Here is a 26,840-nt window from a genome sequence, read left to right on the forward strand (position 1 = left end):
GGCTGAAATACTGCCGGATGTGCCAGTTTGTTGCTCGCTTTTGAACTCTGAGACATTCAAGGCTACTTATGAAATCAGCTGTCGGCATAAAATGCGCTCAAAATAACGTCTATCGCAATTGCCTCCCTCAAAACCTGTATTGACCGACTAAGTGCCCCATGATATAATTAATCGTTCGCGGGGCTGTGGCTCAGTTGGGAGAGCGCTTCCCTCGCACGGAAGAGGCCGCGAGTTCGAATCTCGCCAGCTCCACCAAACAATTCGAAATCCCGCCGGTTTTCCGGTGGGATTTTCGCGTTTTTTAGCTCCAGCTCATTCTCTCTCATTCATTATGTCTAGCCTCATAACCCTGACTGCATCATCACAAACAACAACGTTAACATTTGGTCTGTGTCCTATTAATATAAGAATTAATATAAGAATTAATAGTATCCAAATTAATAATAGCATGGTATACTGAAGCAGACTTACAGTTATCACAATTTGCAATGTTAGGGGAGGACATTAATGAAAAGGGTTTGGTGTGTTCTACTTGTTACAATTGCTTTATCGATTGTCGGCTCTAGTGCTTGGGCTATAAGAATCACTACTATGGCAGCTCGTAATCACACTGTTGTAGTTAGAAATGACGGCACAGTCTGGTCATGGGGTGGCAATGGAAACGGACAACTTGGAGATGGAACAACAACAAACAGATCAGCACCAGTACAGTGTAACAACCTTACAGGAATTAATGATGTGGCAGCTGGGATTTTTCACACAATCGCATTAAAGAGTGATGGTACAGTATGGACATGGGGTTGCAATTCAGATGGGCAACTTGGAGATGGAACAACAAAGAATAAATTGGTTCCATTACAAGTCCCTGGTTTGAATAATATCATATCAATAGCAGCTGGCGAACTGCACTCAGTAGCTCTGAAGAGTGATGGCACAGTATGGGCTTGGGGGAACAACGCGTTTGGACAACTAGGAAATGGAACTAGCGGAAGTAACCAGTTGACTCCTGTGCAGGTTAGTAATCTTTCTGGAGTTGTCTCTATTGACGCAGGTGCTATGCATACAGTAGCTCTAAAAAATGATGGCACAGTATGGATATGGGGGAAAAGTTATTGTACTAACACACTTGGAGATGGAACCAATGTATCCCAAAGATCAATACCGGTACAGGTAATCAGCATTAGTAATATAGTTGCAATTGACGCAGGCGAATATTATACCGTGGCGCTTAAGAGTGATGGAACAGTTTGGGGATGGGGAGAAAACACTGATGGCCAGCTTGGAGATGGAACATCAAATCATAGAGGAACACCCGTACAAGCCAGCGGTCTAACGGGAATAACTTCGATAAGTGCCGGAATGCGCCATACGGTTGCTTTAAGGAATGATGGCACCGTTTGGGCATGGGGGCATGACTATTGCGGAGAGGTCGGCAATAGTAATCATAGGCAAACTCCTGCTCAGATACAAGGTCTTACGAATATTGTCTGTGTTGTGGCTGGCTATGATTATACTGTAGCGCTGAAAAATGACGGTACAACTTGGGCTTTAGGATATAACGGCTTCTCAGGACTGGGCAATGGAGTTGCGGGCAAAAAAGCAATCCCTGAGATAGTTCAGGGAATTACCGATGTTATCGCTGTCAAAGCAGGTGGGGATCACACGGTAGCATTAAAGAATAATGGTGCAATATGGGCTTGGGGTGACAATTCCGTGGGTCAGTATGGTGATGGATCTTTAGTAAGTAGATCCACTCCTGCGCAGTCCAATGCGCTCACTGATACGATTGCAATTGATGCTGGTGCCTACCATACAGTGGCATTAAAAAGTGATGGCACAGTATGGGCATGGGGTTATAACTACTCCGGCCAGTTAGGCAATGGAAATTGGGTGAGCAGTAAAACACCAGTGCAGGTCACGAATCTTCAAGAAGTTACTTCCGTTTCAGCAGGCGGTGCACACAATGTTGCATTAAAAAATGATGGTACAGTATGGGCTTGGGGAAGTAACACTGATGGTCAGCTTGGAGATGCTACCACAAACAACAAATGTACCCCCTTACAAGCTCAAAACCTTACAAATATAGATTCTGTTGCAGCCGGTGCCCGTCACTCGGTTGCACTAAAACATGATGGTACCGTTTGGGCATGGGGAGGTAACTATAGCGGCGAACTTGGTGATGGAACAAAAACTAGAAGGTTAACCCCAGTACAAGTTAGCGGGCTTACAAATATTATTGCTGTAGCAGCAGGTGGCGCTCATACTATTGCGTTGAAAAATGATGGAACAGTTTTGGCATGGGGAAAAAACACTGATGGTCAGCTTGGAAACGGATCGGTGTTAAATTCATCAACACCTATGATTGTTCCCGGCATTTCCGGGATTATTTCTATTGTAGCTGGCGATACGTATTCTGTTGCTCTAAAAAGTGACGGCACTGTTTGGGCATGGGGAAACAACAAATATGGTCAGATCGGAAATGGCACAATATCCACTCGGGAGTATCCCACCCAGGTAAGCGGACTATCTGGAATTGTATCCATTGATGCATATAACCATACTGTAGCTCTGAAAAATGACGGTACGATATGGGCATGGGGGGAAAACTCATACGGCCAGCTTGGCGACGGCTACTTACAAAATATCTTCACGCCGACCACCGTAGTGGGTCTAGATCCATTATATCAAATAAAAACTAGAAAAAACGGAACCAGGATTCTAGGACTGCAGTCTGCAGTTACCGCAAAATTCGATGACTGTATTTATATTGAAAGCGCAGACAGAACCTCTGGAATAAGAGTGGCTCCAGCTCCAGCTAATGTATATCTTGGGGATATTGTTGAAGTCGATGGGACATTGATTACAATTAACGATGAGCAGACAATATTGATGCTATCTTGTGAGTTAGTGCCGGGTTCGGAGAATATTATTCCAATGGGTATGAACAATCGAACCCTTGGAGGCGGCGACTACTTGTACCCTGAGAACGGCATGGGCCAAAAAGGAGTATCGGGCTGGGAATTGGTTAAAAACAGCATGGGTGCTTTTGAGCGAGTATGGCAGAAATCGTCAGGATTGAACAACATTGGCTTGCTGGTTCGAACATGGGGAAAAATAACTGAAGTCGATCCCGCATCAACACCGACCTGGTTTACGATATCCGACGGATCTCCTACGAGCGTCAAAGTGAGCGTTCCAACAGGAGTTACAGTGCCGAACTCAAACGGTTTCGTGAGTGTAACAGGTATAAGCTCAAGCGAGCTGTCTGGAACTGATCTACTTAGACTTGTAAGAGTCAGGCAGCAATCAGACATCATTCCCTATTAGGCGATTATTAGCGCTAGCAGCCGATCAAAACTTCGTAGATTCAACAAATGTGGCTCGTGAAGAATTACTTTCACGGGCCGTTTTGTTTTTTATTTGCAATAATCGACGCTTCGTTTTGCCCGGATTCACCCAGGGTATACATATAATGAATGATGTCAGAACAACCCTGGTTTACGATCATGGTTCTCGCTAACGACCAGACCGGTTAAGCCGGTCCGGCAAGAGATGCGAGTAAAACCCAAGGTCGTAGGCTGGGGCTGTATTTTGTACAGTGTATACTTTTGGCGTGTGTGATTCGTTATTAATTATGGCTTTCGAATGTGACTTCTTCCTTGACATATGCTTGCTCATATTAGTATACTTGAGCAAGAAGAATGTCGGCAGGCCATAAGAAGGCAAGCATTCCGACAGGAGGTCTTATAACTTGGGCAAACTCTTGTTGACCGGTGGCGCTCGTTTGAGTGGAACAATAGTATCGAGCGGCAGCAAGAACGGCACACTCGCGATCATGGCGGGGGCGCTTTTAGCCAAGGGTGAAACGGTTTTACGAAACGTGCCGTCCATTGGCGATGTGCAGACCATGATGGACATGCTCCGAGCGCTGGGCGTTAAATGTGTGGAAGAACCTGATGGTGTTGTTCGCATTGACGCAACAAATATTGAAGCCACGGAGGCCCCATATGAACTCGTAAAGAGGATGCGGGCTTCTTTTTGTGTACTTGGCCCCATGCTTGCGCGCAAGGGATATGCTAAAGTAGCGATGCCGGGCGGTTGCGATATAGGCGCCAGGCCGATAGATTTTCATGTAAAGGGCATCCAATCACTTGGAGCCTATGTAAATATGGATCATGGTTTCGTGGAGGCTGAGTGCGAGAAGCTTAGGGGGACGCAGGTCTACCTCAACTTTCCAAGCGCGGGCGCCACGCAGCATATAATGACGACTGCATCTCTGGCAGAAGGCGTGACTACAATTCACAATGCAGCCGCTGAGCCGGAGATCATACAGCTTGCAGCTTTCCTTACCAAGATGGGCGCTAAAATCGACGGAGCCGGGACCTCGACAGTCCACATAGAAGGTGTCGATGAACTGCACGGTGTCGATTTTGAAATGCCGCCGGACCGTATGGAAGCAGGAACATTTGCTGTCGCAGCGGTCGTAACCATGGGTGATGTGCGTATAGAACGCGTGAGCAAAGAAATGGTGGAGCCTTTCGTGCTCAAATTGCGCGAAGTGGGCGCGGTAGTTGACATAACAGACAATGTAATGCGTGTTCGTGCCAACGCAAGGCCGATGGCTACGGACATTATGACCATGCCCCACCCCGGCTTCCCAACAGACTTGCAGCAGCCGTTCGCAGCCATGCTCTCGGTTGCCGAAGGCACTTCCGTAATAACTGAAAACGTGTATGAGCGCAGATTCAGGTATGTTAACGAACTCATAAGAATGGGCGCCGACATAAAGCAGGAAGGCAGGACAGCCGTCATCAACGGTGTGCCCAAGCTTACCGGCGCTCAGACGACCGCGTATGACCTGCGCGCAGGCGCCGCGCTCGTATGCGCCGCGTTGGCTGCTGAAGGACAAAGTGAAATCAGCGGTATCGAGCATATCGAACGCGGGTATGAAAACATGGTCGAAAAACTGCGCAGCCTCGGCGCGCAGATAACCAGCAATCATAACGAACAAGAGAAAGAGACTGTCTGTGTTTAACCTGGTTCCCGAACTCGGCATTGACCTTGGGACTGCCAATATTCTGGTCTACTTAAAAGGTAAAGGTGTGGTTCTGCGCGAGCCTTCGGTCGTCGCGATGAACACCACAAGTCAGTGCCTGGTGGCTGTTGGTGAAGAGGCACGGCTGATGATCGGCCGCACACCGGAGAATGTGGTAGCCATCAGGCCCATGTGCGACGGCGTCATTGCCGATTACTCCACCACGCATAAGATGCTGGAATACCTTATTTCAAAAGTTTGTGGCAGAAAGCGTATGCTCAAGCCAAGGATCATAATAGCAGTCCCATCGGAGATTACTGCGGTCGAGAAGCGCGCCGTAGTGCAGGCTGCTAAGAGCGCAGGGGCAAGTCAGGCTTACCCGATCGAAGAACCTCTTGCAGCTGCCATAGGCGCTGGATTACCCATTTCAAGTGCGGGCGGAAATATGGTTGTCGATATCGGTGGCGGGACAACAGACATTGCCGTCATATCATTGAGTGGCAGAGTGCTTTCAAAGTCGATCCGAATCGGCGGAAACAAGATGGATGAAGTAATAGCTCGTCACATCAAAACCAAATACTCCCTCATGATCGGCGAACGCACCGCAGAAGAGATAAAAACAAAGATAGGCAGTGCATTTCCTCTGGAGCAAGAACTCGTACTGGAAGTGCGAGGTCGCGACCTCATAGCAGGCCTGCCTAAAACAATCGAAGTAACGTCCGCTGAGATCAGAGAAGCCTTGAATGAGCCTATCGGTGCCATAATAGAACGCGTAAAGAGCGTTCTGGAGCAGACACCGCCGGAACTCAGCTCAGATATTATAGAGCGTGGAATGATGCTTACTGGCGGATGCGCACTGCTCAGAGGGTTGGATAAGCTGCTTGCAAGCCAGACGGGCGTCCCGATCCATGTCGCCGAAGACCCGCTCTCATGCGTAGCTCTGGGCTGCGGCAGGGCTCTGGACCAGATGGACATTATCCGCGATAAATTTATAGAAACCGGATTTGAATAGAGAGTAGAAAAGTCTGAAAGTCAAAAGGTCAAAAAGTTGGGGGCGATCCTGCTTTTTGGCCTTTTTTGTTTCATACGCTACAAAAGTCAAAACGCGTTGGCTGAGCGATGACTGGTCTGGGCTCTCGGCTCTCCACTCTCCGCTCTCTACTATTTTCAAGGAGAAAGATTATGAGGTATCTGTCTATACTGTTGGCAAGTATCGCATTACTGAGTGCTCCATGCTGGGCGGATGAGACGTTTAAAGATGTGCCGAGCGATCACTGGGCAAAGGATGCAGTCGATATGGTGGCAAAAAACGGCATAATGAACGGCTATCCTGATGATACTTTCAAGGGCGATAGACACATCACCAGATATGAGCTTTGCGTGGCCCTTGCAAATATGGTGCAGTTCATTCAGTCAAGCCAAAAGCCAGTTATCGGCAGTGAGGACAAGAAGACGGAATCAACTCCTAAAACAACTAATTGGGCAGCCCCGTCGGTCGATCTGCTGAAGAATGGGGGTTTCCTGCCCAAGGACTCGCCCTTGTTCAAAGACGGTGATAAACAAATAACCTGTCAGGAGCTTGGAGATGCGCTCGCCCTAGTGTCGGCAAAACTGATTGAGCTGAGCGTTCCGCCGACAGGCGCGCCGGACTAATCTTCAACTTTCACCCACTCTCTCATATCAGCCGATTTCTCCACCGCTTCGAGCACAGCCTGGCACTTCAGGCCATCGTAGAAGTTGGGTGTCGGGCACTTGTGTTCAGCGATATCGTTCATAAGATTGTATATCTGGTGCACAAATGTATGCTGCCAGCCAATTATGTGCCCGCTGGGCCACCAGCCTCTGATATACGGATGGTCGGCCTCCGTAACCAGAATAGTCTTCCAGCCCTGGTATTTCGGCTTATCGCTTAGATCGAAATACTCGATCTCATTCATGCGCTCAAGATTGAACCTGATACTGCCTTTGCTGCCGTTGATCTCGAAGTGATTGCCGTTGCGATGCCCTCCTGCAAAGCGTGATGCCTCAAACGAGCCGACTGCGCCATTTGTAAACTTTGCCATAAACATCGCAGCGTCATCTACAGTCACCTCACCTGTCTTGCCAGGCTCACCCGGCAGAGGGCGATTTTTTATGAACGTCTTCATAAGGCCACAGACCGAGTCGAACTCGCCGCACAGATATCGCGCCAGATCGATTATATGAGCGTTCAGATCACCGTGCACGCCCGAGCCTGACTTATCCTTGCGCAGTCGCCAGACGAGAGGAAAGTTCGGGTCCATTATCCAGTCCTGCAGATAGACCGCTCGAAAATGATACGGCGTGCCGATCATGCCGTCCCCGATCATTTGTCCGGCAAGTGCAACAGCAGGTACGCAGCGGTAGTTGAAGTTGATCATGTGGACCACACCGGCCTTCTCGACAGCCTCTATCATCTGTCTGCACTCGGCCACGCTCATAGCCATGGGCTTCTCGCAGAAGACATGTTTGCCGTTTTGAGCGGCGGCAATCACGATCTCTTTGTGTGTGTCATTGCCGGTGGAAATGTCAACAAGGTCTATGTCATCGGAAGTGACGACATGCTCATAATTACAGCTCCAGCGCTCCCAGCCGAACTGCCCGGCGGCCTCTCTTACGGCCTGCTCATTGCGTCCGCATATTTCTTTCATTACCGGGATGGCCTTCACATCAGGAAACGCAAACGCGCAGTCTCGATAACCCACGCTGTGCGCTTTGCCCATAAATGCGTATCCTACTATACCTACATTGACTTTGCCTGCCGTCAAATCAAACCTCCAAACATCGATTCGTAACGCAAAACGTTTAGAAAACTGGTTAGCAGCTTCTATTTATTAGATCATATTTTCTTGCAACCACAAAGATATGTCAAGGGCCGTGAAGATTGTCTTCACGGCCCTTGATTAATCAGAATTATTCTGATTTAGTTTTTATTTGCCGGCTGGCACGGGCGGAGGCGGAGGAGTCTCGGGAGACTCTTCGCCGTTCGCGGCCGGAGCAGGCTGCGGCGCAGGTGCCGCCTTAGGAGCAACTGTCGGAGCAGCGCGCCTTGGCTGTGGTTTTGGAGCAACCTGAGGCTTGGGCTGCATACTTGCAGGAGGAGCAATCTTATTAACGATCTTAGCTGCCCCCAATGTCTTCTGATACCAGACTCCCAGTTCCATCGGAGTCTTGGTCTCAACTATCATCTTCTTCAGATCCTGCTTTTCAGCCGGGGATGCATCTTTGCCAAGCTTGATAAGTTTGATGATATGATAACCGTAGAATACTTTAACAGGTTCGCTGATCTCGCCCGGCTTCAATGCGAATGCTGCCTTCTCAAAATCAGGAACCATACGCCCATGCGTGAACCAGCCTACATCACCGCCCAGTTTCTTCCCATCCTTGACATTGCCCGGATCTTCTGAATACTCATCGGCAAGCTTTGCGAAGTCTTCGCCTGCCTTGGCTTTCGCATAGATCTCATCAGCTTTCGCCTTGGCTGTTTCCTCAGCCTTGGTCTTGTCCGTCTCGTCCTGTGAGAATCTGATCAAAATGTGCTGCGCTCTTGCATATTCAGCATACTCAGCATCGGTAACGTTTATTGTCTTGGCCACAATCTTTTCGGCTAGGAAAGAGAGTTTGCGCATGGCCATAAACTGCTCGCGGGTCTGGCCGGACTGAGCCAGTATAGCGTCCAGGCTAGGAGCGCCGCTCTTCTTGACCAGATCATCGATTTTTGCTTTCATCTCAGCAGATGTTATTGACACGCCTGCCTTCTTTGCAGCCTGGAACACCAGTTTCTGGTTCACAAGGAACTGTAGATGGTTCGGCGCGCTCCATGACCACAGCATCTTCATCAAGTCACCCTTAGTGATCGACGCACCGTTTACTGTTGCCATAACTGTACTGCTGGGCATTGCCCAGTATTTTGCAAGCGCTGCGTCCATGTCGAATGGTTTTGTCCCATCCGCTGCAAACGCCACGCTAGTGGCTGTCGCAAGAATAACCAGCGCCATAACCACCATAAGCATTCTATTACGCATTTATATAGCTCCTTTCAGTACTTTTGATTCAAATGATAATACTACAAACCAGATCGGTCGGTCAACGACTTTATCACCCCCCCGTTGAATCCACCTATTCTATAACGAACGCGACGCACAGCCGGTTCCCCAAAAAGTTAATAGAGTAATCGCACGAGGATTATAGCAGCGCCGTTGTGCAGGCCGTGCGCTATCATAGACGGCATGAGCGAGCCTGTCCTTTCACGCACAAACGCAAAGGCAACCCCTAGAACAAATATCGGCAGAAAATACTCCGGAAGTGGATGGCCGAACGCAAAAATTGCCGCAGAAAATACAGCAGCGCCCCACACTCGCATCCTTCCCCTGAGCGCTCCATACAATACGCCGCGAAAGAATATTTCCTCAACCAGCGGAGCAATCAATGCGCCAAGTATAATTACCACCACAAATGATGTGCCCTCGCCGCCCGTGAAATATGGCGTGAGCGGATGCTCGGGTGTCTTTATTCCACGGAAGATGGTCCTGTCCAACAACTGACTGATATACGCCGCCGCACCGAAAAACGGCAGCGCCGCAAGATACGTTCCCAGTCCCCATTTGAGCGCATCAGCAAATGATAATGGCTTCAGACCAATCTCAACGAATGCTTTATTGTCATATCCTGTCCTAAATGCCATTGCACCGAGGCCGATAGCAAGAGCAGTGAGAATCGCCAAAGCCTGTAAAACAAGAAAAACCAGATTTCCAATCTCTCCGGCTGAGTCGAGACCGCTCATTGTCACACATGCTGAGGCAATACCCTCCAGAACAAAACTGCCGATCAGATATATCAAAAACACACGTATCAATAATGACGAGGAAATATTATGCGGCAGGGCATCTTTCAAAGATCTGTAATTGTTGATGAAGAAGGATATAGCCAGCACAAGGCCGATCATCGCACAGGCGACAAACAGACCCGCCAGATACATAAGAATCTGCTGGGAATACGGCTTTAGCTGAGGCTGCGCGCCACCATGCGTCCCGACACTGATGTCGGCAATCTGAATACCAATCAGGCATGCTGCTACAATGACCAGCACAAAGACAATGCCCCAACGCGTGCCCAAACTAGCGCTTGGCCGGTCAAAGCTCAATCAGGCGACCTCGCTCTTTGTTTCTTCGCTCGATTTACGCCTGTCGAGCCATTCGAGATATGACGTCAGCATCCCTCTAAACTCTGACTCGAACCTATCACGAGTAGCCTGGATCAGCTCGGCATCGGCTCTATGCTTCTCAGCCTCTTTCTGAGCTTCGACAGTCATCTGTACGCGGGACTGTTCGGCCTCTTTAAGAATCAGTTCAGCCTGCTTGTGAGCATTATTGCGAACCTCATCTGCGCTCTTTTGCGCTACAGTGAGGGCATCGGTCATGGCAGACTCGATCTTGCGTACGCGGTCCACTTCTTCCTGAAGCGTTTCGAGTTTGCGTGCAAGCTCGCTCTTATCCTTAAGAGCCTCTTCAAGCGCCTGCCTTACCGAACCGATGAACTCATCCACCTGAGCCCTGTTATAGCCCTTGAATGCGGTCTTAAACTCTGTATGTAATATGTCCACGGGTGTGATTGACATTGTCTACCTCTCTCTCCAACCTACGCAAGCTCTTCCGAACGCTTTGTCGCGGCCTTCACAGCCTCCATGAGCGCTGTTCTGAAGCCATTCTTGTCGAGAGCATCGATCCCGGCGATTGTTGTTCCGCCGGGGCTGGTCACCTGGTCCTTCAGTTTCATCGGGTGCTCGTCAGATTCCAGCACCATCTTTGCCGAGCCAAAAACAGTCTGTGCAGCCAGCGGCAGCGCAATGTTTCTCGGCAGCCCTACTCTCACCCCGGCATCAGCCAGAGCCTCAATCATCACATAAACATACGCCGGACCGCTTCCGCTTAGACCAGTGACTGCATCCAGCATCTTTTCCGGCACTTCAAATGCAATTCCGACAGCATCAAATAACCGCTTCGCAAGAGCTACCTGCTCATCACCGGCAGCGCGCCCTCTTGCAAAGCCTATAGCGCCCGCGCCGATCAGACATGGCGTGTTGGGCATAGTCCGCACTATGGCAGTGCCCCTGGGCATTTCAGACTCGATCGACTCTAGTCTGACACCGGCAGCTATAGAGATAATCAGTTGACCGTCTTTGACGAATTTTGCAAGCTCAGGAAGTGTCTCCAAAAGCACACCGGGTTTGAGCGCAAACAATACAATGTCGGCAACCGCCATGGCGAAGGATGGATCGGTTGTGGTATTGACACCCCACTCACCTGAAACATAATCCAGGCGGGCTTGGCTGATATCAGTCATTGTCACATCACTCGGCGAAAACAACCCTGCCGATATGACTCCCTTAGCAAATGCGCTGCCCATAGCGCCCGCGCCGATTATTGCGAGTTTCCCGATCTTTTCCGATGCCATTTCTTTCTCCATTATGATGCGCATTGCTACCTCCAGGTAAGATACCTGGAGGTATAAAAGTGAGATACCTGATGCTTCGCGGACGTATGTCCCGAAGCATGGCTCGCAGCCGTATACTGCCTGCTTTCCACCGACTCAATAAAAACAGGGACCCGGTGATTTCCCGGATCCCCATGCTTTTAGTTCTCGTTGAAAGGACTCTGGACCTTCTTGCTGGGTCCGCCGTTCTCTACCTCTATTACGTAGTTGCTGGGTGTAAACAGATAAACTTTCTCCCCAACTCTTTCGATATAGCCGTCCAGAGCGTAGATAACTCCGCTCAGGAAATCGATCACTCTCGCGCAGACCTCCGGCGAAGCCTTTTCCATATTGACTATCTGCTGGTGGCCCTCTTTAAGGCCGTCAGCCGCCTGCTGCGCATTTTCAAACGACTGCACAGACAACCAGACCGAAACCCGGTTTATCCGTGACGAGTGAACTCGGACCATAGTAGGCTTGCGCCTTCCGTCCGGCTCGTCTACATACTCCAGTTCTTCCTCGTCGAAATCACCCCAACCGATCTTGTCCTTAAGTCGACCCCACAGTCCTCTCGGCTGCTCATCATAATCTTCTTGCGGAGTTGCTCTCACAACAGTAACCCTCCCATTCTGGTTTTTATACCAGCCAGGTTGGGTGCTGGGCGTCACTCCTATCCGTGACTGAATTCAATTGTATATTACTTCTTTTTGGACCGCTCTACGCTCTCGGACCGAATATGGCGGTGCCGATACGCACCACATTCGAGCCTTCTTCGACCGCAATCTCAAAGTCATGCGTCATTCCCATCGAGAGGTAGAGCCGCTGCTCATCCGGCAGCTTATCCCAAATCCGTTTCAGTTTTCTAAAATACGGCCGCGTGCTTTCCGGGTCAGGTAATAAAGGCGCCATCCCCATCAGACCGCAAAGCCTTATTCCGGGTATTCCTGTAATGCTTTCTGCCAGCTTCAGCGCATCGTCCGGGCCAACCCCAAATTTGGACTCCTCGCCGGATATATTGACCTCGATCAACACATCCACTCTCCGCCCAATCGCTTCAGCTCTTCGACCAATCTCTTTTGCAAGCGCCTCATTATCGACGCTGTGGATCAGGTCTGCATACTCGACTACATGGCGGGCCTTGTTCTTTTGCAGGTGGCCTATCATATGCCACCTCGCCGCCTTGCCAAGTATGCTAAACTTTTCCTCGGCTTCTTGAACATAGTTTTCACCTATGTCCGCCGCGCCGCACTCAATAGCCTGCCTGATCTCATCAATACTCCGGGTCTTGGTCACGACCACCAGAGTAACATCACTTCCGCTTCGACCTGCTCTTGCCGCCGCTTTTTCTATGCGGTCCATTACCTGCCGAAGATTGTTTTCTATTATAGACATAACGCTTACTTGTTGAATAGTATTACATTTATTTCCTGCCATGTCAAGTAAAAAAGTGTATAAAATTCGCGTGCCATCTTTTACCATCCATGCAGGTCGTATGCTTATCATTGATCGATCCACAATACACGATCAGCGATCATACGTCTCTCAGGCTCATCCAGCCGCCCATGCGGCCTGTTTTGCCGTCTCTGCGATAACTGAAGAAATCTTCCGGGTTGCAAGACGTACACTCCTGGCTGATGGCTATGTTCGCACCCGGTACACCAGCCCGCCTCAGAAGTATATAATTGGCGTTCTTGAGGTCGGCAAACCACTTGTCTGTGGCGGACTGAGAGAGAATGCGGCTGTCGTGCGGAAACGCCTTGAAAATCTCCTCAGCCGCATCTTTGCCTACGACAAAGCAGTTTCTGCAGATCGATGGAGAAATAGCTGCCTGGATATCGCCGGGTCCAGTGCCATACTCGTGATTCATAGCTTCAACTGCAGCGGTTACAATCTTTGCGACAGTCCCTCTCCAACCGGCATGAACGACCCCTATCGCTCGATTTACTGGGTCGAGCAGATATATGCACACGCAGTCCGCAAAGTGCAGCGCGAGAGGCAGATTGGGCACATTAGTGACAAGAGCATCCGCATCCACAATCGCTGTCGCGTGATCCAGAGCGCCCGCGCCTGCATCGGCTTCGGTCACAACCTTTACAATATTCGAGTGAACTTGTCGCGGAACTACAATGCGCTCAGGGTCGATATCTAGCGCGCCTGCAAATGCGCGTCTATTGGCCAGCACCGTCTCAGGATCGTCATCTACAGCCAGACCCAGATTAAGAGTATTATATGGCTCTCTGCTGACACCTCCGATGCGCGTGCTGAAGCCATGCGAGACCATTCTCGATGTGTGCAGGTTCCATGCGCGGTAATATCGCACGCCGTTTTCTTCTACTCTATACCAGTTGGGAAGCCGCATTGACTTATAACCTTTACTACAACAATCAATATAAAATACTAAATCAGATAGCGCCCTCACCCCAACCCTCTCCCCCAGGAGAGGGAGCAGGCCAGTGTACCTATACACAAAAAACAATAATCAATACAATATACTAATTACTAAATCAGGTGCATGCGCCGCACATCTTGCATACACCGACATTACATTGGGCAGTTGTATCTTCGCTCAGAGCCTTCTGGTATTCATTCCACAGATAATCCCTGCTCAGGCGGTTATCTATGTTGTTCTCCCAGGGCAGTTTCTCGTCAAAATCGCGAGTCCTGTAGATATACTCTGCTATGTCGATACCGGTATCGCGGAGAGCGGCGGAGTAGTCGCCGTCACTTTCAAGAGCGGCTTCAAGCACAGCGCTCATACGCCTGTCTCCGCGCGCAAGGTATCCCTGAATTGTCGCAAGCCTCGGGCTCTCCCCACTGAAGTTAGCGCCCTTGATCGACGATATCCCTGCCCTGAGCATTGCATATCTCTTTTTGAGAATATTCTCGCGCTCCATGGCATGCCACTGAAACGGAGTCCATGGTTTAGGCACAAAACTGCTCGCCGAGACTTGAAAATTGATAGTCGCAAACTCACCTGCGAGTCGACTTACCAGGTCTATGATCGAGATGATGTCTTCATTAGTCTCAGTAGGCAGCCCAATCATGAAGTATAGCTTCACTCGATTGATGCCCGCGTTATAAGCTGACGAGACAGCGGAAAATATCTGCTCATCAGTCGCATCTTTGTTTATCACATGGCGCAATCGGCTGCTTCCGGCCTCAGGAGCGATTGTAAGTGTCCTCTGACCAGATTGAGTCATCAGGGATACAAGTTCGCTTGTTACAGTCTCAAGCCTGATTGAGGACGTACTGAACTGCCCACCTGACTCCACAATCGACTCACAGATGCCCTTTGCATCCGGGTGATCGAAGACAGCCGCACCCACCAGCCCGACTTTGGAACCATTACATTCATGCGAGATATCACGCGGACGCTGCGGGCGATTGATATGACCCGCCACACAAAACCGGCACTTCCTGCCGCAGCCCCTGGCGATCTCGACAAGTTCTGTATCGCCGAACTCAGCCTCATCAGTCCGGATAACTGCCGAAGCAGGGTGTGCATTCAAATCCATTGCAATCCGGCGCACGGCCTTGTTCCCCAGAGCGGGCACATACACTCCCTCAACAGACGCCAGGCCGTTAAGAGTATCAGCGCGAGGCTTGTCTCGTCCGGCTTCCAACACATCGACCATAGCGGGCAGGACATCTTCCGCATCACCTATCACAAACGCATCGATAAAATCAGCAAGAGGCTCGGGGTTAAACGTAGCGCATGGTCCACCGGCAATGACTATAGGATCATAATCATCACGGTCGGCGCACTTTATGGGCAGATTTGAGAGCTTGAGGACTCTCAGGACATTGAGATAGTCCATCTCAAATGAGATCGAAAACCCTAACACATCGAACTCTGATAGAGGCGAAAGGCTCTCAATTGTAAACAGCTCGGTCCTGGTCCTAATATACTCTTTGAGGTCGGCAGGCTCAGGCAAAAACACACGTTCGCAAGAGGCATTCGGCAGGTCGTTTATCATCCGATAAACGAGCTGATAGCCCAGCGAAGCCATAGCCACGCGATACTCATTCGGGAAAGCTAGCGCAAACCTGACGGCTGCGGCTCTGTCGATGGTCACCCCACCCTTTTCGCGTGCGAGCCTGGCCTTTGTCATTTCATACAAATCCATATATACATGCTAAGCCAACGCGCCTGCATATGCAAGTGAAACAGACACATTATGAGATTAAGGTAAAGCTGTTCTATAATTTCTCTGCCAATAGACATTTCTCACTTTATGTTCTGACCCGAAGCAATTTCCATTACATGTGTCCAAGGCTTATCAGAGGCGGTGCGAAATTCCAAGTGCCCGATCTTTGTGTGCAAGTATGACACGCGCATCTGGTAGTTTTGACGCTCAGCCCGCACTGACCATATCTGCTCTATCCAACCATTGGCAGGCACCCTGGTCGATATCATCGACAAGTCTTTTGCTCGACCAAACTGCGTGTTGAGCGCTTTGCTTGTTGCCGGCACCCAGTTTACACACCTTCGTTGTAGACCATCATAACACTGACTCTGGATCGGTCCCAGATTGTTATCGTCCAAGGCATCAATTAAAGCTTGCGCGGCTGCCATATCGGAACTGCTCGCCTTACCCGCTCCACTGCGTCGATTGCCGCAACCACATATATGCACAGACACTAAAATTACAGCCAGAATTGCAACCGATCTTCTAAGAGACATATCTTTCCCCTTTCTTGTCATCGTCAGCTTCATCATCAGCTCGAAATCACATAGACAATGATGAGCGGCCCGAATCACCTTTCCAGATCACATATGAGTATATAAACAGAAAGATAACATAAGGTAGCCCCATGCCAACAATCACATGAATCAGAGCCATGGAATCAAGCAAAAAAGCGCATACCAGGATCACCAAACCATATAGAACAGTCAGCTTACCGCCTATGCGGTGTGTCTTGTTCCACGAAAGCTCGCTTGAGAGAGTCCAGGGCGTCCGAATACCAGATATTCGGTTACGTCGCAACTTTGGAAAATAGTTGCCGACCACAATGAGAAGCAATCCGAACGTCCCCCATATAATCGCATTCATATCCGCCTTGCGACCAAGGGCAGTCCATACAGTCAAACCCTGCAATACAACGAATGGCGTCATGGCTGCAACCCACAAGACTGTTACAACTGAAGAGAGATTCTCGATCCTGGCAAGTAGAACAAGGATTCCCGCCAAGATCAAAGCAAATATAGGCAGCCCCAAGAGGCCAACCGCTTTACTCGAATATCCGTCAGGTTGGCCCATATGATTTGTGTGTGTAACAATCCTCTGCCCATCTGGAATCATTATCCAACCAACCACAGTAATAACCAGCATTACAAAAAGAATGTAGGCGCTTGCCACGAGTACCCGCTTCACGCCGGATGCTGCTTCGTTTTCCATTGCCTTGCCCCTCCACTGTTTGCATCAGATTTGACTTCGATTTTGCCCTTACTATCCCGCTTCAATAGATCAAATGTATCCAGCAGGGTGACCAGTGCATCCTCCAGCACAGATACATTCAGATGGTAGGTTATAGTCGTGCGGACTTTATCGCCATAGATCAAATCAGCTTCTTTGAGGATGGCGAAATGCCTTGAGAGCGTGGGTTTTGTGATATCGAAGTGCTCGGCTATCTCGCCTGCAGTCATATCACGCTCTCGCAGCATCTGCAAAATTTTCCTCCTTGTTGGGTCCGAAAGCGCTTTGTATACGTTGCTCATGTTGCACCTGTTTGTTATTTAGTCTAACATCTAAATTATATAGTAACAAAGTTTGGTTGTCAAGTGGTTAGTCAGGAAAATCCGCATCAAAATTGTTATGCGTCTAGACCCACACATAAAAAATCCCTCCAGGTATAGACACTGGAGGGATATAACACACATCTGATTTAGTGCGTGCTTTACATCATTCCCATTCCGGGCATGCCGCCCATTCCCGGCATACCGCCGCCGCCCGGCATTGCGGGAGCAGCGCCCTTGGGTTCGGGCTTCTCGGTGATCACGGCCTCGGTAGTCAGTAGCAGCGAGGCTATGCTGGAAGCGTTCTCAATGGCTGTCCGAGTGACCTTCGCAGGGTCAACGATTCCGGCCTTGATCATGTCCTCATACTCGCCTGTCACTGCATTGTAGCCGACTCCGGGCTTCGCGGCCTTTATCTTCTGAACAATAACCGAACCCTCAGCGCCTGCATTGGCTGCAATGCGCCTTGTCGGCTCTTCAAGTGCCTTGCGGATGATCTTCACGCCGACAGCCTCATCGCCCTCGACCTTGAGCTTATCAAGCGCAGGGATAAGATTAATCAGTGTGGTGCCGCCGCCGGGGACAATTCCCTCTTCGACTGCCGCGCGAGTCGCTGATAGCGCATCCTCGATACGAGCTTTCTTCTCTTTCAGCTCAGTCTCGGTCGCAGCGCCGACTCTCACCACCGCAACACCGCCTGAGAGCTTAGCAAGCCTCTCCTGGAGCTTCTCACGGTCATAGTTGGAGTCTGTCTTCTCGATCTCAGCCTTAATTTGCGCGATCCGGCCCTTGACTGCGTCATGGCTGCCCTTGCCCTCAACGATAGTCGTCTTATCTTTAGTGATATGGACCTTTGCAGCCTGCCCAAGCATAGAGAGATCGACGTTTTCGAGCTTAATTCCAAGGTCCTCAGTGATGAAAGTACCCCCGGTGAGGATCGCGATATCGCCCATCATAGCCTTGCGCCTGTCGCCAAAGCCCGGAGCTTTTACCGCAGCTACATTAAGCGTGCCTCTGAGCTTGTTGACTACCAGAGTCGCCAGCGCTTCTCCCTCAAGGTCCTCAGCAATGATCACGAGCGGCTTGCCCATCTGTACCACTTTTTCAAGGATCGGAACGATATCAGCAATGGCTGATATCTTCTTCTCGTAGAGCAGGATCATCGGCTCTTCGTAGACGGCCTCCATGCGCTCTGCATCAGTGACCATATACGGCGAGATGTAGCCCTTGTCGAACTGCATTCCCTCGACCCACTCAAGCACCGTATCTGTGCTCTTGGACTCCTCGACCGTGATTACGCCGTCCTTGCCGACCTTCTCCATCGCGTCAGCAACTATCTCACCGATAGTAGCGTCATTGGCTGAAATGCTTGCAACCTGTGTGATCGCAGATTTATCCTCAACCGGAATACTGATCTTTTTGATCTCATCGACCGCGACCGCCACGGCCTTCTCGATACCACGCTTGAGCGCCATCGGGTTTGCGCCCGCCGCGACGTTCATAAACCCTTCGTGGGCTATAGACTGAGCGAGAACTGTCGCAGTAGTGGTTCCGTCACCGGCCACATCATTTGTCTTGGATGCGACCTCTCGAACGAGCTGCGCGCCCACGTTCTCGAACCTGTTTTCTACTTCGATCTCTTTTGCGATGGTGACACCATCATTAATAATACTGGGACTACCGAACTTCTTTTCGATCATTGCATACCGGCCTCGAGGACCGAGCGTGCCGCCCACGGCGTCCGCAAGCGCATTAATACCGCGCTCCATGGCGCGTCTTGCTTCTTCACTGAATTTGAGTTCTTTTGCTGCCATATACTCACTCCCCCCCTGATTATTTCTTGCCTTCCATAATAGCCAGCACATCTTCCTGTCGGAGAATGACGTACTCCTCGCCGCCTACCTTGACCTCTGTCCCGGCATATTTGCCATAGATGATCTTTTCGCCGACCTTTACATCCATCGGCGCAATCTTGCCCGATTCGAGCTGAGTTCCCGGTCCCACCGCGATAACTTCAGCTTCCTGCGGCTTCTCTTTCGCGCTGTCCGGCAGCACGATTCCGCCCGCCGTCACAGTCTCAGCGGCAAGAGCCTTTGCAATAATCCTGTCCCCTAAAGGCTTAAGCATTTACACATACCCCTTCCAATGATTTAGTATTGAGTATTTTAGATTGATTATTTGCTCATGTATTTAGCACTCAGTGCTCCCGAGTGCCAACTATGCATTTTACTAGCTTTGATGGCAGTCGTCAATAGCGGATTTGAAAAGAAGTTATAGATCGGGGCTAAATTGAATGTAAAACTCACGAAGCCCCGTGCAGCCGCTTCGGAGCATCATTGCGAGAGGAAGGAATTACAGATAAAAAAACAGCCAACACGAACTCTTCATGCTCAGAAGTCTGAATTTCAAGCTCAGTTCGTTTTGGCTGTGTGGTGATAATCACTCGTAATTGCCCGTATCCCAAACGGATGAGAGAGTCTTTGCCATTTGGGTCCATGCAGTCGGTATTCCAGGATTGCCGCTCTTCTTGGCACGGTTAACTCTAATCCTCACTTTTATCATATCTTTTCCTCCAACCTATCTTATATTATGCAAAGCGCGTGCCATGGGCGCAGGCACAAATAGCAGGAATGCTGCTTCAATATGCCGAATGGTATTTTGAGGTGGTGACAATGGCTCATAACGCGCGAGTTCTATGCCCGGCAAATGACGCAGAAATCGGCCGGGAGATCAGACTGGTAGGAGCAGAGGAAGCCGGTATTCGACATATGCTGCCCAAAGCGCAGCACTATCTGGTAAAACTTGAGAATGTGCGATGCCCTATCGCGCATATCCTCAAGGAAGCGTTTCTATCCGCTGGAGGAGATGCCGCCGTCAACAAAGATGTCATCGTAGCAAAAGTCACTAATACCGACATGGTCCTGATGGGCACGCGCAAACAGTTTCAATATGTGCTGCGCTCACTTCTGGAACAGGGGTTCGGGTGCAAAGAACTTGCCGCCGAGATAGAGTCTGCTATAAGGCATTTCGACTCTCTGCCGATAGTCCCCACATCTGCACTCGCATTGGACGCGAAACTCGCTGACATGTTCGCCAAGATCGGCTCTCAAACGCTGGTTATGGGGATACTCAATGTTACCCCCGATTCGTTTTCGGACGGTGGACGGTTTACAGACGTAGAGACCGCAGTAGATGCTGCAGTGAAGATGGTCGAGGACGGCGCGGATATTATCGACATCGGCGGAGAGTCCACCCGCCCCGGATCGGATATAGTGCCTGCTGATGAGGAGATCAGACGCGTTGCACCGGTGATCAGCAAACTGGCCTGCAGGATAAACGTTCCAATTTCGATAGACACATACAAGTCCGAAACAGCCGGGGCTGCGCTTGATGCAGGAGCGTTGATAGTCAACGACATCAGCGCCGGTACGTTTGACTCCAATATGCCTTTGCTGCTTTCCGAAAAGAAATGCGCAGTTGTTATCCAGCACATCAAAGGTTCGCCCAAGAACATGCAGATAAATCCGCAATATGATGATCTGCTGGGCGAGATCAGCGGCTTTCTGCGAGATAGAGTAAAAGCGCTGACCGAGGCAGGAGTAGATGAGCAACTGATCATAATCGACCCAGGGATAGGTTTCGGCAAAAGTGTTGAACATAATCTCGAACTTATGCGCAGGCTCCGCGAGCTGAAATCCATAGGCAGGCCGATATTGATAGGCACATCACGCAAGTCTACAATCGGTAAAGTGCTGGGAGACCTACCGCCTACTGACCGCGTCGAAGGCACTGCAGCAACTGTCGCTATCTCTATTGCCAATGGTGCGGATATTGTGAGGGTGCACGATGTCAGGGAGATGGCTCGGGTGGCGAGGATGTCTGATGCGATAGTGAGGAAGTGACCTAGACTAGATGATTTGACGGATGTTGCTTTATTAAACCATAACTCAGGGGAGAACACGATCTGTCTTTCTAACTCTTGCTATGGCTCAAATAGCCCAGGTTTTGCACGTTCCGGCAGGCTACCGCATGTGTTACTGAGAGTCAGACCCGGAAGCATCTCCGCCTATACAATTAATCCCATCTATAGTGAGTTTATTGCAATCAAAATTCCACTCACCCGACCCGCTTTTTTCCATCTCGGCATAATACTGGCTGCGTACCATAGCGCCGAATGAGTTTTGAGAATCGACGTAGGAAGAAATGTAAAACCTAGAACCGCTACGGGTTATGCTTGCATCTAACCAAAGAGGATATTTTGCAGTAGAAGGACATTTCAAGAACTTTTCAACATAGTTTTGAGAGGCTATGTATGCATGGTGTTCTACGTCCTCTTCCTTGTCTTCGGGCGTAGACTCACAGAGAGACTCGCACCCTCTAACCACAAAGATTGAAAAGAGCACAATCAGCACAAGGAAGGCGCAGCAACAACCCGTGTTATCGGTTTTCTGCTGCACCGGCGCGGGAGGGCTATCTTGCTTTTCAGCTTCGGTGTTGTCCTCTTCAGGCTGATCGGGCTTATCTTCAATTTGTGCATCGATTCCACTTTTTGCCGTTCCGCATTTGTAACACTTTTCGAGGTTATCTGGGTTGTGCGGATATCCACAAGACGAACACTGCCAACTCATAGCGTCCTCCGTTTTCTGTTGGCCAGCTATCACATTATATCATGAGCTTGGCTGATTTGCTTACACAATACACAGGTAATATCAATGCGATGACTTTTTCGCGGTATCAAATGAACATCCCGACTAGCATTATGTCCTATAACCCATTCGATCACTATTACAGGCTTAAGTATCATTTTTAGTCTCAGTAAAACCAATCATTCAACTGCTCCGCCACAGCGCAGAACGTAGACTCCATAGTAAATATATCGCTGTGGAGGGCATTTTCTATCTCTATTTTAGGCGAATCCAGAGACCGGCAGAATGCAGAAATTTCAGGCAGATCCCTTGACCCGAACAACACCAGACTCTTTTTGTCATTGTCCGGTTGCCATGCAGGGATATCCTTCAGAACGCACCTGAGCATGCTCATAGAACCATTCATTACACGATAACTGCGTGTAGCTTTGAGCACTTTATAAGTCTGATCTCTAAACGAATCACATGCAGCGGGTGAGATACCTATGGCATAATCCGCTGAGCTTATGAGCGCCAGCCTGCCGCCAAGTGAATGACCCACAGCCGCAACTTTTCCAAATGTCCGGCAGTACGCTATCGCAGCTTCTATGTCGTCAAGAATCCTGTCACCGAACGTGTTGAGGTTCTCGCCATGCCCGCTCAGGTCAATTGCACAGGTTCTAAGGCCAATCTCGGCAATCCTCCAGGCAATGCCCAGTATTTCTTCCTTGCACCCGCCATATCCATGCACAAGCACAACGCTTCCCGATTGATACTCGGGTGCAATAAAAACAGCTGGGATATATGCTCCATCCGCTGCAGGTATGTGTATTCTTTCTATGTTCATCCGTTTTCTCTCAAGGTCTGATGTGTCTTTGTATCGGGCCGGACTGCACTTGCCAGAACACCCATAAACGCAAATACCGTCCCTGTAAAGAACGAAAATTGAATACCATAGAGCAATGACTGAGCCGTCATCCCTGCATGGGTGCGTATAAAATGGCCCATTCCGAGTGTCGCCGAAACGCTGGCGGCGGTTATGCCCAGAGCCATACCAAGGTTGCGCATGGCGGCCAACACGGCGCTCCCAGTCCCCAGACGGTCACGCGGGACACTGCCCATGATCGCACTGTTGTTCGGTGACTGAAAAAGTCCCGCGCCCACTCCCAGCACGGCAAGTGATGAAACCACATAAGCCAGGTTTTTATAAGGCACAGTGAACGCCAGGCTTGCCAGTCCCAACGTAACCAACAACTCTCCTGCTACTGCAAGAGGACGCGTGCCTATTTTATCTGACAGCGCGCCGCTAAATGGGGCAAGGACAAAAATTGCGATAGGAGTCGCCATCATCACCAATCCCGTCCGGCCTATTGGCATATGCATTACATCAATAAGATACTTTGGGACCAGAAAGCTCATGCAGAATTGGCTCATGAAATTCATTGTGAGAGCGATGTTCGCGCCGGTAAATACCGGGTGATGAAAGAGGCTCAGATCAAGTATGGGCGAGTGTGATCTCGATTCCATCACAAGGAACATGGTTCCAAACATAAGCCAGACCGCTGTCAGCCCCAATACGGCAGGCGACTTCCAGCCCCAGTACTCGCCCTGCGTGACTGCAAGCATAAAGCTGCCGAGAGACACAACAAGCATAAACGCTCCGGTCCAGTCGATTGAGCCCGTCCGGTCTGGCCGGATCTCCGGTAACATTCTATTGCACAGGAACAGCCCGACAGCCCCTATTGGAATGTTTATGAAAAATATCAGTCGCCATCCGCCAATACTGGTAAGGAAACCGCCGAATGATGGACCAATGATAGCCCCAACCGCGATAACCATTCCCACAACTCCAAGCGCTCGCCCCCGTTCATTGGCGGGAAAAATTGCCGTGGTCAAGCCGGAGCTGACAGACATGAGCATGCATGCGCCTATCCCTTGAACCACACGTGCAATAATGAGCAGATGAAAGACTGGCGCCAATCCGCACATGAGCGACGACAAAACAAATATCAGAGCACCTGCAAGAAAAACCCTGCGAAAGCCCCAGATGTCACCAACACGCCCGAACGGGAGTATGAAACTGGTCAAGAAGAGGAGATAGATAAGCGAGACCCACGCTATCTGAGATAATGCAAGATGAAATTCTCTCTGAATAATCGGGAGAACAACATTTACGGAAGTGCCGTCGAGAGGGGTCATTATGAGTATGACCAGCATCGCAGCCAGGATTTGCCACCGGTTCGCTGGCGAGCAGGTATTCTTTTTAGTAACAGACACTATTACACGCTTAACACTTTCCTGGGCTTGAGAATCCGGCTCCCATCTAAATCAGCTACTTCGCAAACCGCAATCAAATTGCCATCATCTGAAAGAGCGCGAACAGTTATACCGGTCTTATACTCGCTGCCAACAGCAACCATTCTGCCATGCTGAATATCATCAGCGCCCTGCTCAGACACCACGATGGACGGCATACCCTCAAGAGCCGTGTTTATATCCGAGACAAAGCTGCCCAAGTGTCCTTCGTCTTTAGCTGTATAAAGTTGATCAATTGTAAGTGATTTCTCAATAGTAAAGCTGCCGACCCTGGTTCTCTCAAGAGCGGACATATGCGCGCCGCATCCGAGTCTATCGCCTATATCCGAGCAGAGCGTGCGGATATATGTCCCGCTGGAACACTCCACACGTATCTGAGCCTGGGCCTGGTTTCCAGGGGCGAAGTCTAGAAGATCAAGTGAGTAAATAGTTATTTTACGTCCCTCACGCTCGACGCTCTTACCTTGGCGTGCAAGTTTGTATAACCTTTGACCTTCATGTTTAACAGCAGAGACCATCGGCGGAACCTGGATGATCTCTCCGACAAATGACTTGACAGCAGTTTCTAGAACTTCACGAGTCACAAAAGATGCGTCAGTCTCCGAAGTTATGCCGCCTGTGGAGTCTTCTGAGTCTGTGGATTGCCCCAAAACCATCCTGGCTATGTATTCTTTGGGGGTTCCCATGAGGTATTCGACGATGCGAGTGGCCCTGCCGAGGCATACTACAAGCACACCTGTCGCCATGGGGTCGAGTGTGCCGGCGTGCCCTACCCTTTTCTGGCCGAAAATACGTCGGATGTCATAAACTACATCGTGCGAGGTCGGACCGCTGCCCTTGCGGACGTTTACGACTCCATCCATCTCAAGACCTCAGCCACGATCGCTTTCCTGGCATCCTCCAGTGAGCCGTCGTAATGGCAGCCCGCGGCAGCGACATGCCCGCCGCCGTCGAAGACCTTTGCAATCTGGTTTACGTCCACGCCGTCCCGCGACCTGAGGCTGATCCTGATAGAATCGGGTTTTGTTTCGCGAAAGAGTATTGCGACTTTCGGCCCCTTTACTGCAGCGACTTGATTCACTATGGAATCCGTATCGGCGTCGGTTGCGCCAAGATCATCGAGGTCTTTCTGAGTTATTGAAGCCCAAACCACGCGCCCGGACTCGTCAGTTTCAAGTGAGGTCAGCGCCCTGCCAAGGAGCCTTGCTGAGCGAAGCGGCCTGCTTTCATACACTTCACGCGCAATGACGGACGGCTGCGCGCCTAGTGATTGCAGATGCGCTGCGATCTCAAACGTCCTGGCGGTAGTGTTGGCGAACCTGAAAGCTCCCGTATCTGCAATAAGGCCGGTGAGGAGCTGAGTCGCGGCAATCTGGTCGACCTCGACTTCATTTGCATCAAAGAACTCAGCCATCACTTCAGCGGTCGAGCTGAGAGTCCTATCCGCCACGCGGATATCGCCGAACCCGCCGTTTGGAACATGATGATCAATGCATGCAGTCTCTTTTGCGCTTGAGACAGCCTCGCTTGCGGTCCCGATGCGCTTGAGGCCCTCGCTGTCGATGAGCACACCTATATCAAAGTCCCGCCTGTCGGTCTGCGTAAGGATCGTATCCGACTCGGGAATGAATGTGTAGTTGTCCGGCACGCCGTCTTCTGCAAGGACGACTACATCTTTATCCATCCGGCGCAGTATATGCGCCAGAGCCAGCGCGCTGCCGAGCGTATCGCCGTCGGGACGCTGGTGACACGCCAGGACAAACGATTTGCCCTTTGCAAGGCGTCTCCAGGCGTCTTTAAGAGTGTTCTTCGTCATCATGCTTGATTTCTTCCAGCAGCTCGAAAATCCTTATGCCCTTATCTGCAGAGGTGTCGAGCTTAAACTCAATCTCGGGCAGAGTTTTCATGTGGATTCGTTTACCCAAGGCCTGCCGCACAAAGTGCTCGGCCCTTTTTAATATTGCCAAATTCGCGCTGCGTTCTTCATCAGTTCCTAATACGCTTACGAACACGCGCGCGTGCCGCAGATCCGATGTAATCTCGGCATCGGTCACTGTCACAAAACCCAGCCGGGGGTCTTTGAACTCGCGGTGCAGTATCTCACTGACTTCTTCCTTGAGAAGTCCCTGTATTTTTTCCTGTCGTGTACTCACTATTTATGGCCTCCTTTCGAGACCGGATTTTATACGAACTGCATATCGGACTCGACCACTTCACAAAGCGGGTTCGATTCTATCAACTCCATGATCTTATTGAGCATGCTATTGACAAGCGACTGTTCATTGCTCACGCATGCGAAAGCAAGTTCCGCGCGTCTGTGCGAGTCGAGATGACCGACTTCAGCAGCCGAAACGTTGAATTTGTTGCGGATCGTATCCAGAAGGCTCTTAATGACTTGCCTTTTGTCCTTTAGCGTATCGCTGCCGGGCACGGACAGATCAACAGAGAGTATCCCGATAACCATATCAATCACCAAATCAAAATGCCCGGCTGGACACCGGACATCTATCTAGCTTCTATTTAGGGGGATAAAATCCCCGATACATCGGTCCGGGATTCAAATCCCGGACCATCGAGCATCGCGAATCCCGAATCTTGGGGAATCCCTGACCATCGAAATATCGAAAATAAAATACTA

The 26,840-nt window shown here is 50.2% G+C and carries 27 protein-coding genes and 1 tRNA gene; 6 read left to right on the forward strand and 22 right to left on the reverse strand.

What is annotated here, in order from left to right; translation table 11 throughout:
* Positions 1–179: 179 nt before the first annotated feature.
* The 5 genes from ABFD83_11805 to ABFD83_11825 all read left to right on the forward strand — a co-directional run bounded on the left by ABFD83_11805 (position 180) and on the right by ABFD83_11825 (position 6,688).
* Positions 180–255 (forward strand) — tRNA-Ala (locus tag ABFD83_11805).
* A 252-nt stretch (positions 256–507) separates the two neighbouring features.
* Positions 508–3,327 carry an RCC1 repeat-containing protein gene (locus ABFD83_11810; GenBank protein ID MEN6357755.1) on the forward strand — a complete coding sequence of 940 codons (2,820 nt, stop codon included), beginning with the start codon at positions 508–510 and terminating at the stop codon, positions 3,325–3,327.
* A gap of 424 nt (positions 3,328–3,751) precedes the next feature.
* On the forward strand, positions 3,752–5,035 hold the full coding sequence (gene murA, locus ABFD83_11815) for a UDP-N-acetylglucosamine 1-carboxyvinyltransferase (GenBank protein ID MEN6357756.1): 1,284 nt from the start codon (positions 3,752–3,754) through the stop codon (positions 5,033–5,035).
* Positions 5,028–6,047 carry a rod shape-determining protein gene (locus ABFD83_11820; protein MEN6357757.1) on the forward strand — a complete coding sequence of 340 codons (1,020 nt, stop codon included), beginning with the start codon at positions 5,028–5,030 and terminating at the stop codon, positions 6,045–6,047. The genes murA and ABFD83_11820 overlap by 8 nt, the downstream gene beginning before the upstream one ends.
* A gap of 170 nt (positions 6,048–6,217) precedes the next feature.
* Entirely contained in the window at positions 6,218–6,688 is a 471-nt protein-coding gene (locus ABFD83_11825) for an S-layer homology domain-containing protein (GenBank protein MEN6357758.1), read from the forward strand.
* On the opposite strand, the gene ABFD83_11830 is transcribed toward ABFD83_11825, so the two are convergent.
* The 15 genes from ABFD83_11830 to ABFD83_11900 all read right to left on the reverse strand — a co-directional run bounded on the left by ABFD83_11830 (position 6,685) and on the right by ABFD83_11900 (position 19,823).
* Entirely contained in the window at positions 6,685–7,821 is a 1,137-nt protein-coding gene (locus ABFD83_11830; GenBank protein ID MEN6357759.1) for a Gfo/Idh/MocA family oxidoreductase, read from the reverse strand. The two genes, ABFD83_11825 and ABFD83_11830, sit on opposite strands and share 4 nt — an antisense overlap.
* A 162-nt stretch (positions 7,822–7,983) precedes the next feature.
* The gene (locus tag ABFD83_11835; GenBank protein MEN6357760.1) at positions 7,984–9,078 is read right to left on the reverse strand and encodes a peptidylprolyl isomerase; all 1,095 of its coding nucleotides are present in this window, start codon (positions 9,076–9,078) and stop codon (positions 7,984–7,986) included.
* Between the two features lie 137 nt (positions 9,079–9,215).
* On the reverse strand, positions 9,216–10,196 hold the full coding sequence (locus ABFD83_11840; GenBank protein ID MEN6357761.1) for a type II CAAX endopeptidase family protein: 981 nt from the start codon (positions 10,194–10,196) through the stop codon (positions 9,216–9,218).
* A complete protein-coding gene (locus tag ABFD83_11845; protein MEN6357762.1) occupies positions 10,197–10,670 on the reverse strand; it encodes a DivIVA domain-containing protein in 474 nt (157 codons plus the stop codon).
* Positions 10,671–10,690: 20 nt separating this feature from the next.
* Complete coding sequence (gene proC / locus ABFD83_11850) at positions 10,691–11,530, reverse strand: pyrroline-5-carboxylate reductase (protein ID MEN6357763.1); 840 nt, start codon at positions 11,528–11,530, stop codon at positions 10,691–10,693.
* 155 nt (positions 11,531–11,685) lie between these two features.
* Positions 11,686–12,135, reverse strand: coding sequence for a cell division protein SepF (locus tag ABFD83_11855; protein MEN6357764.1), 450 nt, complete (start codon positions 12,133–12,135; stop codon positions 11,686–11,688).
* Positions 12,136–12,241: 106 nt separating this feature from the next.
* A complete protein-coding gene (locus tag ABFD83_11860) occupies positions 12,242–12,916 on the reverse strand; it encodes a YggS family pyridoxal phosphate-dependent enzyme (GenBank protein ID MEN6357765.1) in 675 nt (224 codons plus the stop codon).
* Between the two features lie 139 nt (positions 12,917–13,055).
* Complete coding sequence (gene pgeF / locus ABFD83_11865; protein ID MEN6357766.1) at positions 13,056–13,883, reverse strand: peptidoglycan editing factor PgeF; 828 nt, start codon at positions 13,881–13,883, stop codon at positions 13,056–13,058.
* Between the two features lie 145 nt (positions 13,884–14,028).
* Positions 14,029–15,651: a radical SAM protein gene (locus ABFD83_11870; GenBank protein MEN6357767.1), complete on the reverse strand. Its 1,623-nt coding sequence runs from the start codon at positions 15,649–15,651 to the stop codon at positions 14,029–14,031.
* Between the two features lie 101 nt (positions 15,652–15,752).
* Entirely contained in the window at positions 15,753–16,208 is a 456-nt protein-coding gene (locus ABFD83_11875) for a hypothetical protein (GenBank protein MEN6357768.1), read from the reverse strand.
* A 46-nt stretch (positions 16,209–16,254) separates the two neighbouring features.
* Complete coding sequence (locus ABFD83_11880) at positions 16,255–16,923, reverse strand: SdpI family protein (GenBank protein MEN6357769.1); 669 nt, start codon at positions 16,921–16,923, stop codon at positions 16,255–16,257.
* Entirely contained in the window at positions 16,896–17,243 is a 348-nt protein-coding gene (locus tag ABFD83_11885; protein MEN6357770.1) for an autorepressor SdpR family transcription factor, read from the reverse strand. Before ABFD83_11885 ends, ABFD83_11880 begins: the two co-directional genes overlap by 28 nt.
* Before the next feature lie 179 nt (positions 17,244–17,422).
* On the reverse strand, positions 17,423–19,075 hold the full coding sequence (gene groL, locus ABFD83_11890; GenBank protein MEN6357771.1) for a chaperonin GroEL: 1,653 nt from the start codon (positions 19,073–19,075) through the stop codon (positions 17,423–17,425).
* 19 nt (positions 19,076–19,094) lie between these two features.
* Positions 19,095–19,388, reverse strand: a complete 294-nt coding sequence (gene groES, locus ABFD83_11895) for a co-chaperone GroES (GenBank protein MEN6357772.1) — start codon at positions 19,386–19,388, stop codon at positions 19,095–19,097.
* A gap of 312 nt (positions 19,389–19,700) precedes the next feature.
* On the reverse strand, positions 19,701–19,823 hold the full coding sequence (locus ABFD83_11900) for a hypothetical protein (protein ID MEN6357773.1): 123 nt from the start codon (positions 19,821–19,823) through the stop codon (positions 19,701–19,703).
* Positions 19,824–19,933: 110 nt separating this feature from the next.
* Here ABFD83_11900 and folP point away from each other — a divergent pair, with 110 nt between their 5' ends.
* Complete coding sequence (gene folP / locus ABFD83_11905) at positions 19,934–21,163, forward strand: dihydropteroate synthase (protein ID MEN6357774.1); 1,230 nt, start codon at positions 19,934–19,936, stop codon at positions 21,161–21,163.
* 132 nt (positions 21,164–21,295) lie between these two features.
* Here the strand turns inward: folP and ABFD83_11910 are convergent, their stop codons facing one another.
* The 7 genes from ABFD83_11910 to ABFD83_11940 all read right to left on the reverse strand — a co-directional run bounded on the left by ABFD83_11910 (position 21,296) and on the right by ABFD83_11940 (position 26,666).
* Positions 21,296–21,889, reverse strand: a complete 594-nt coding sequence (locus ABFD83_11910; protein MEN6357775.1) for a hypothetical protein — start codon at positions 21,887–21,889, stop codon at positions 21,296–21,298.
* A 184-nt stretch (positions 21,890–22,073) separates the two neighbouring features.
* Positions 22,074–22,733 (reverse strand): alpha/beta hydrolase, encoded by a 660-nt coding sequence (locus ABFD83_11915; GenBank protein MEN6357776.1) that lies wholly within the window; start codon positions 22,731–22,733, stop codon positions 22,074–22,076.
* Positions 22,730–24,163: an MFS transporter gene (locus ABFD83_11920; protein ID MEN6357777.1), complete on the reverse strand. Its 1,434-nt coding sequence runs from the start codon at positions 24,161–24,163 to the stop codon at positions 22,730–22,732. Before ABFD83_11920 ends, ABFD83_11915 begins: the two co-directional genes overlap by 4 nt.
* Positions 24,164–24,165: 2 nt before the next feature.
* The gene (gene truB / locus ABFD83_11925; GenBank protein MEN6357778.1) at positions 24,166–25,065 is read right to left on the reverse strand and encodes a tRNA pseudouridine(55) synthase TruB; all 900 of its coding nucleotides are present in this window, start codon (positions 25,063–25,065) and stop codon (positions 24,166–24,168) included.
* Positions 25,050–26,021 (reverse strand): bifunctional oligoribonuclease/PAP phosphatase NrnA, encoded by a 972-nt coding sequence (locus ABFD83_11930; protein MEN6357779.1) that lies wholly within the window; start codon positions 26,019–26,021, stop codon positions 25,050–25,052. The genes truB and ABFD83_11930 overlap by 16 nt, the downstream gene beginning before the upstream one ends.
* Positions 25,999–26,355 (reverse strand): 30S ribosome-binding factor RbfA, encoded by a 357-nt coding sequence (rbfA, locus tag ABFD83_11935; protein MEN6357780.1) that lies wholly within the window; start codon positions 26,353–26,355, stop codon positions 25,999–26,001. Before rbfA ends, ABFD83_11930 begins: the two co-directional genes overlap by 23 nt.
* Before the next feature lie 29 nt (positions 26,356–26,384).
* A complete protein-coding gene (locus ABFD83_11940) occupies positions 26,385–26,666 on the reverse strand; it encodes a DUF503 domain-containing protein (GenBank protein MEN6357781.1) in 282 nt (93 codons plus the stop codon).
* Positions 26,667–26,840 lie beyond the last annotated feature (174 nt).

The organism is Armatimonadota bacterium (assembly GCA_039679645.1).
Taxonomy (GTDB): domain Bacteria; phylum Armatimonadota; class UBA5829; order UBA5829; family UBA5829; genus UBA5829.

Coding starts and splice junctions, on each gene's coding strand:
- ABFD83_11810 (MEN6357755.1), top strand. CDS start 508: ATGAAAAGGGTTTGGTGTGTTCTACTTGTTACAATTGCTTTATCGATT.
- ABFD83_11825 (MEN6357758.1), top strand. CDS start 6,218: ATGAGGTATCTGTCTATACTGTTGGCAAGTATCGCATTACTGAGTGCT.
- ABFD83_11835 (MEN6357760.1), bottom strand. CDS start 9,078: ATGCGTAATAGAATGCTTATGGTGGTTATGGCGCTGGTTATTCTTGCG.
- ABFD83_11845 (MEN6357762.1), bottom strand. CDS start 10,670: ATGTCAATCACACCCGTGGACATATTACATACAGAGTTTAAGACCGCA.
- proC (MEN6357763.1), bottom strand. CDS start 11,530: ATGCGCATCATAATGGAGAAAGAAATGGCATCGGAAAAGATCGGGAAA.
- ABFD83_11860 (MEN6357765.1), bottom strand. CDS start 12,916: ATGTCTATAATAGAAAACAATCTTCGGCAGGTAATGGACCGCATAGAA.
- pgeF (MEN6357766.1), bottom strand. CDS start 13,883: ATGCGGCTTCCCAACTGGTATAGAGTAGAAGAAAACGGCGTGCGATAT.
- ABFD83_11870 (MEN6357767.1), bottom strand. CDS start 15,651: ATGGATTTGTATGAAATGACAAAGGCCAGGCTCGCACGCGAAAAGGGT.
- ABFD83_11875 (MEN6357768.1), bottom strand. CDS start 16,208: ATGTCTCTTAGAAGATCGGTTGCAATTCTGGCTGTAATTTTAGTGTCT.
- ABFD83_11880 (MEN6357769.1), bottom strand. CDS start 16,923: ATGGAAAACGAAGCAGCATCCGGCGTGAAGCGGGTACTCGTGGCAAGC.
- ABFD83_11885 (MEN6357770.1), bottom strand. CDS start 17,243: ATGAGCAACGTATACAAAGCGCTTTCGGACCCAACAAGGAGGAAAATT.
- groL (MEN6357771.1), bottom strand. CDS start 19,075: ATGGCAGCAAAAGAACTCAAATTCAGTGAAGAAGCAAGACGCGCCATG.
- groES (MEN6357772.1), bottom strand. CDS start 19,388: ATGCTTAAGCCTTTAGGGGACAGGATTATTGCAAAGGCTCTTGCCGCT.
- ABFD83_11900 (MEN6357773.1), bottom strand. CDS start 19,823: ATGATAAAAGTGAGGATTAGAGTTAACCGTGCCAAGAAGAGCGGCAAT.
- folP (MEN6357774.1), top strand. CDS start 19,934: ATGGCTCATAACGCGCGAGTTCTATGCCCGGCAAATGACGCAGAAATC.
- ABFD83_11910 (MEN6357775.1), bottom strand. CDS start 21,889: ATGAGTTGGCAGTGTTCGTCTTGTGGATATCCGCACAACCCAGATAAC.
- ABFD83_11915 (MEN6357776.1), bottom strand. CDS start 22,733: ATGAACATAGAAAGAATACACATACCTGCAGCGGATGGAGCATATATC.
- truB (MEN6357778.1), bottom strand. CDS start 25,065: ATGGATGGAGTCGTAAACGTCCGCAAGGGCAGCGGTCCGACCTCGCAC.
- ABFD83_11930 (MEN6357779.1), bottom strand. CDS start 26,021: ATGATGACGAAGAACACTCTTAAAGACGCCTGGAGACGCCTTGCAAAG.
- ABFD83_11940 (MEN6357781.1), bottom strand. CDS start 26,666: ATGGTTATCGGGATACTCTCTGTTGATCTGTCCGTGCCCGGCAGCGAT.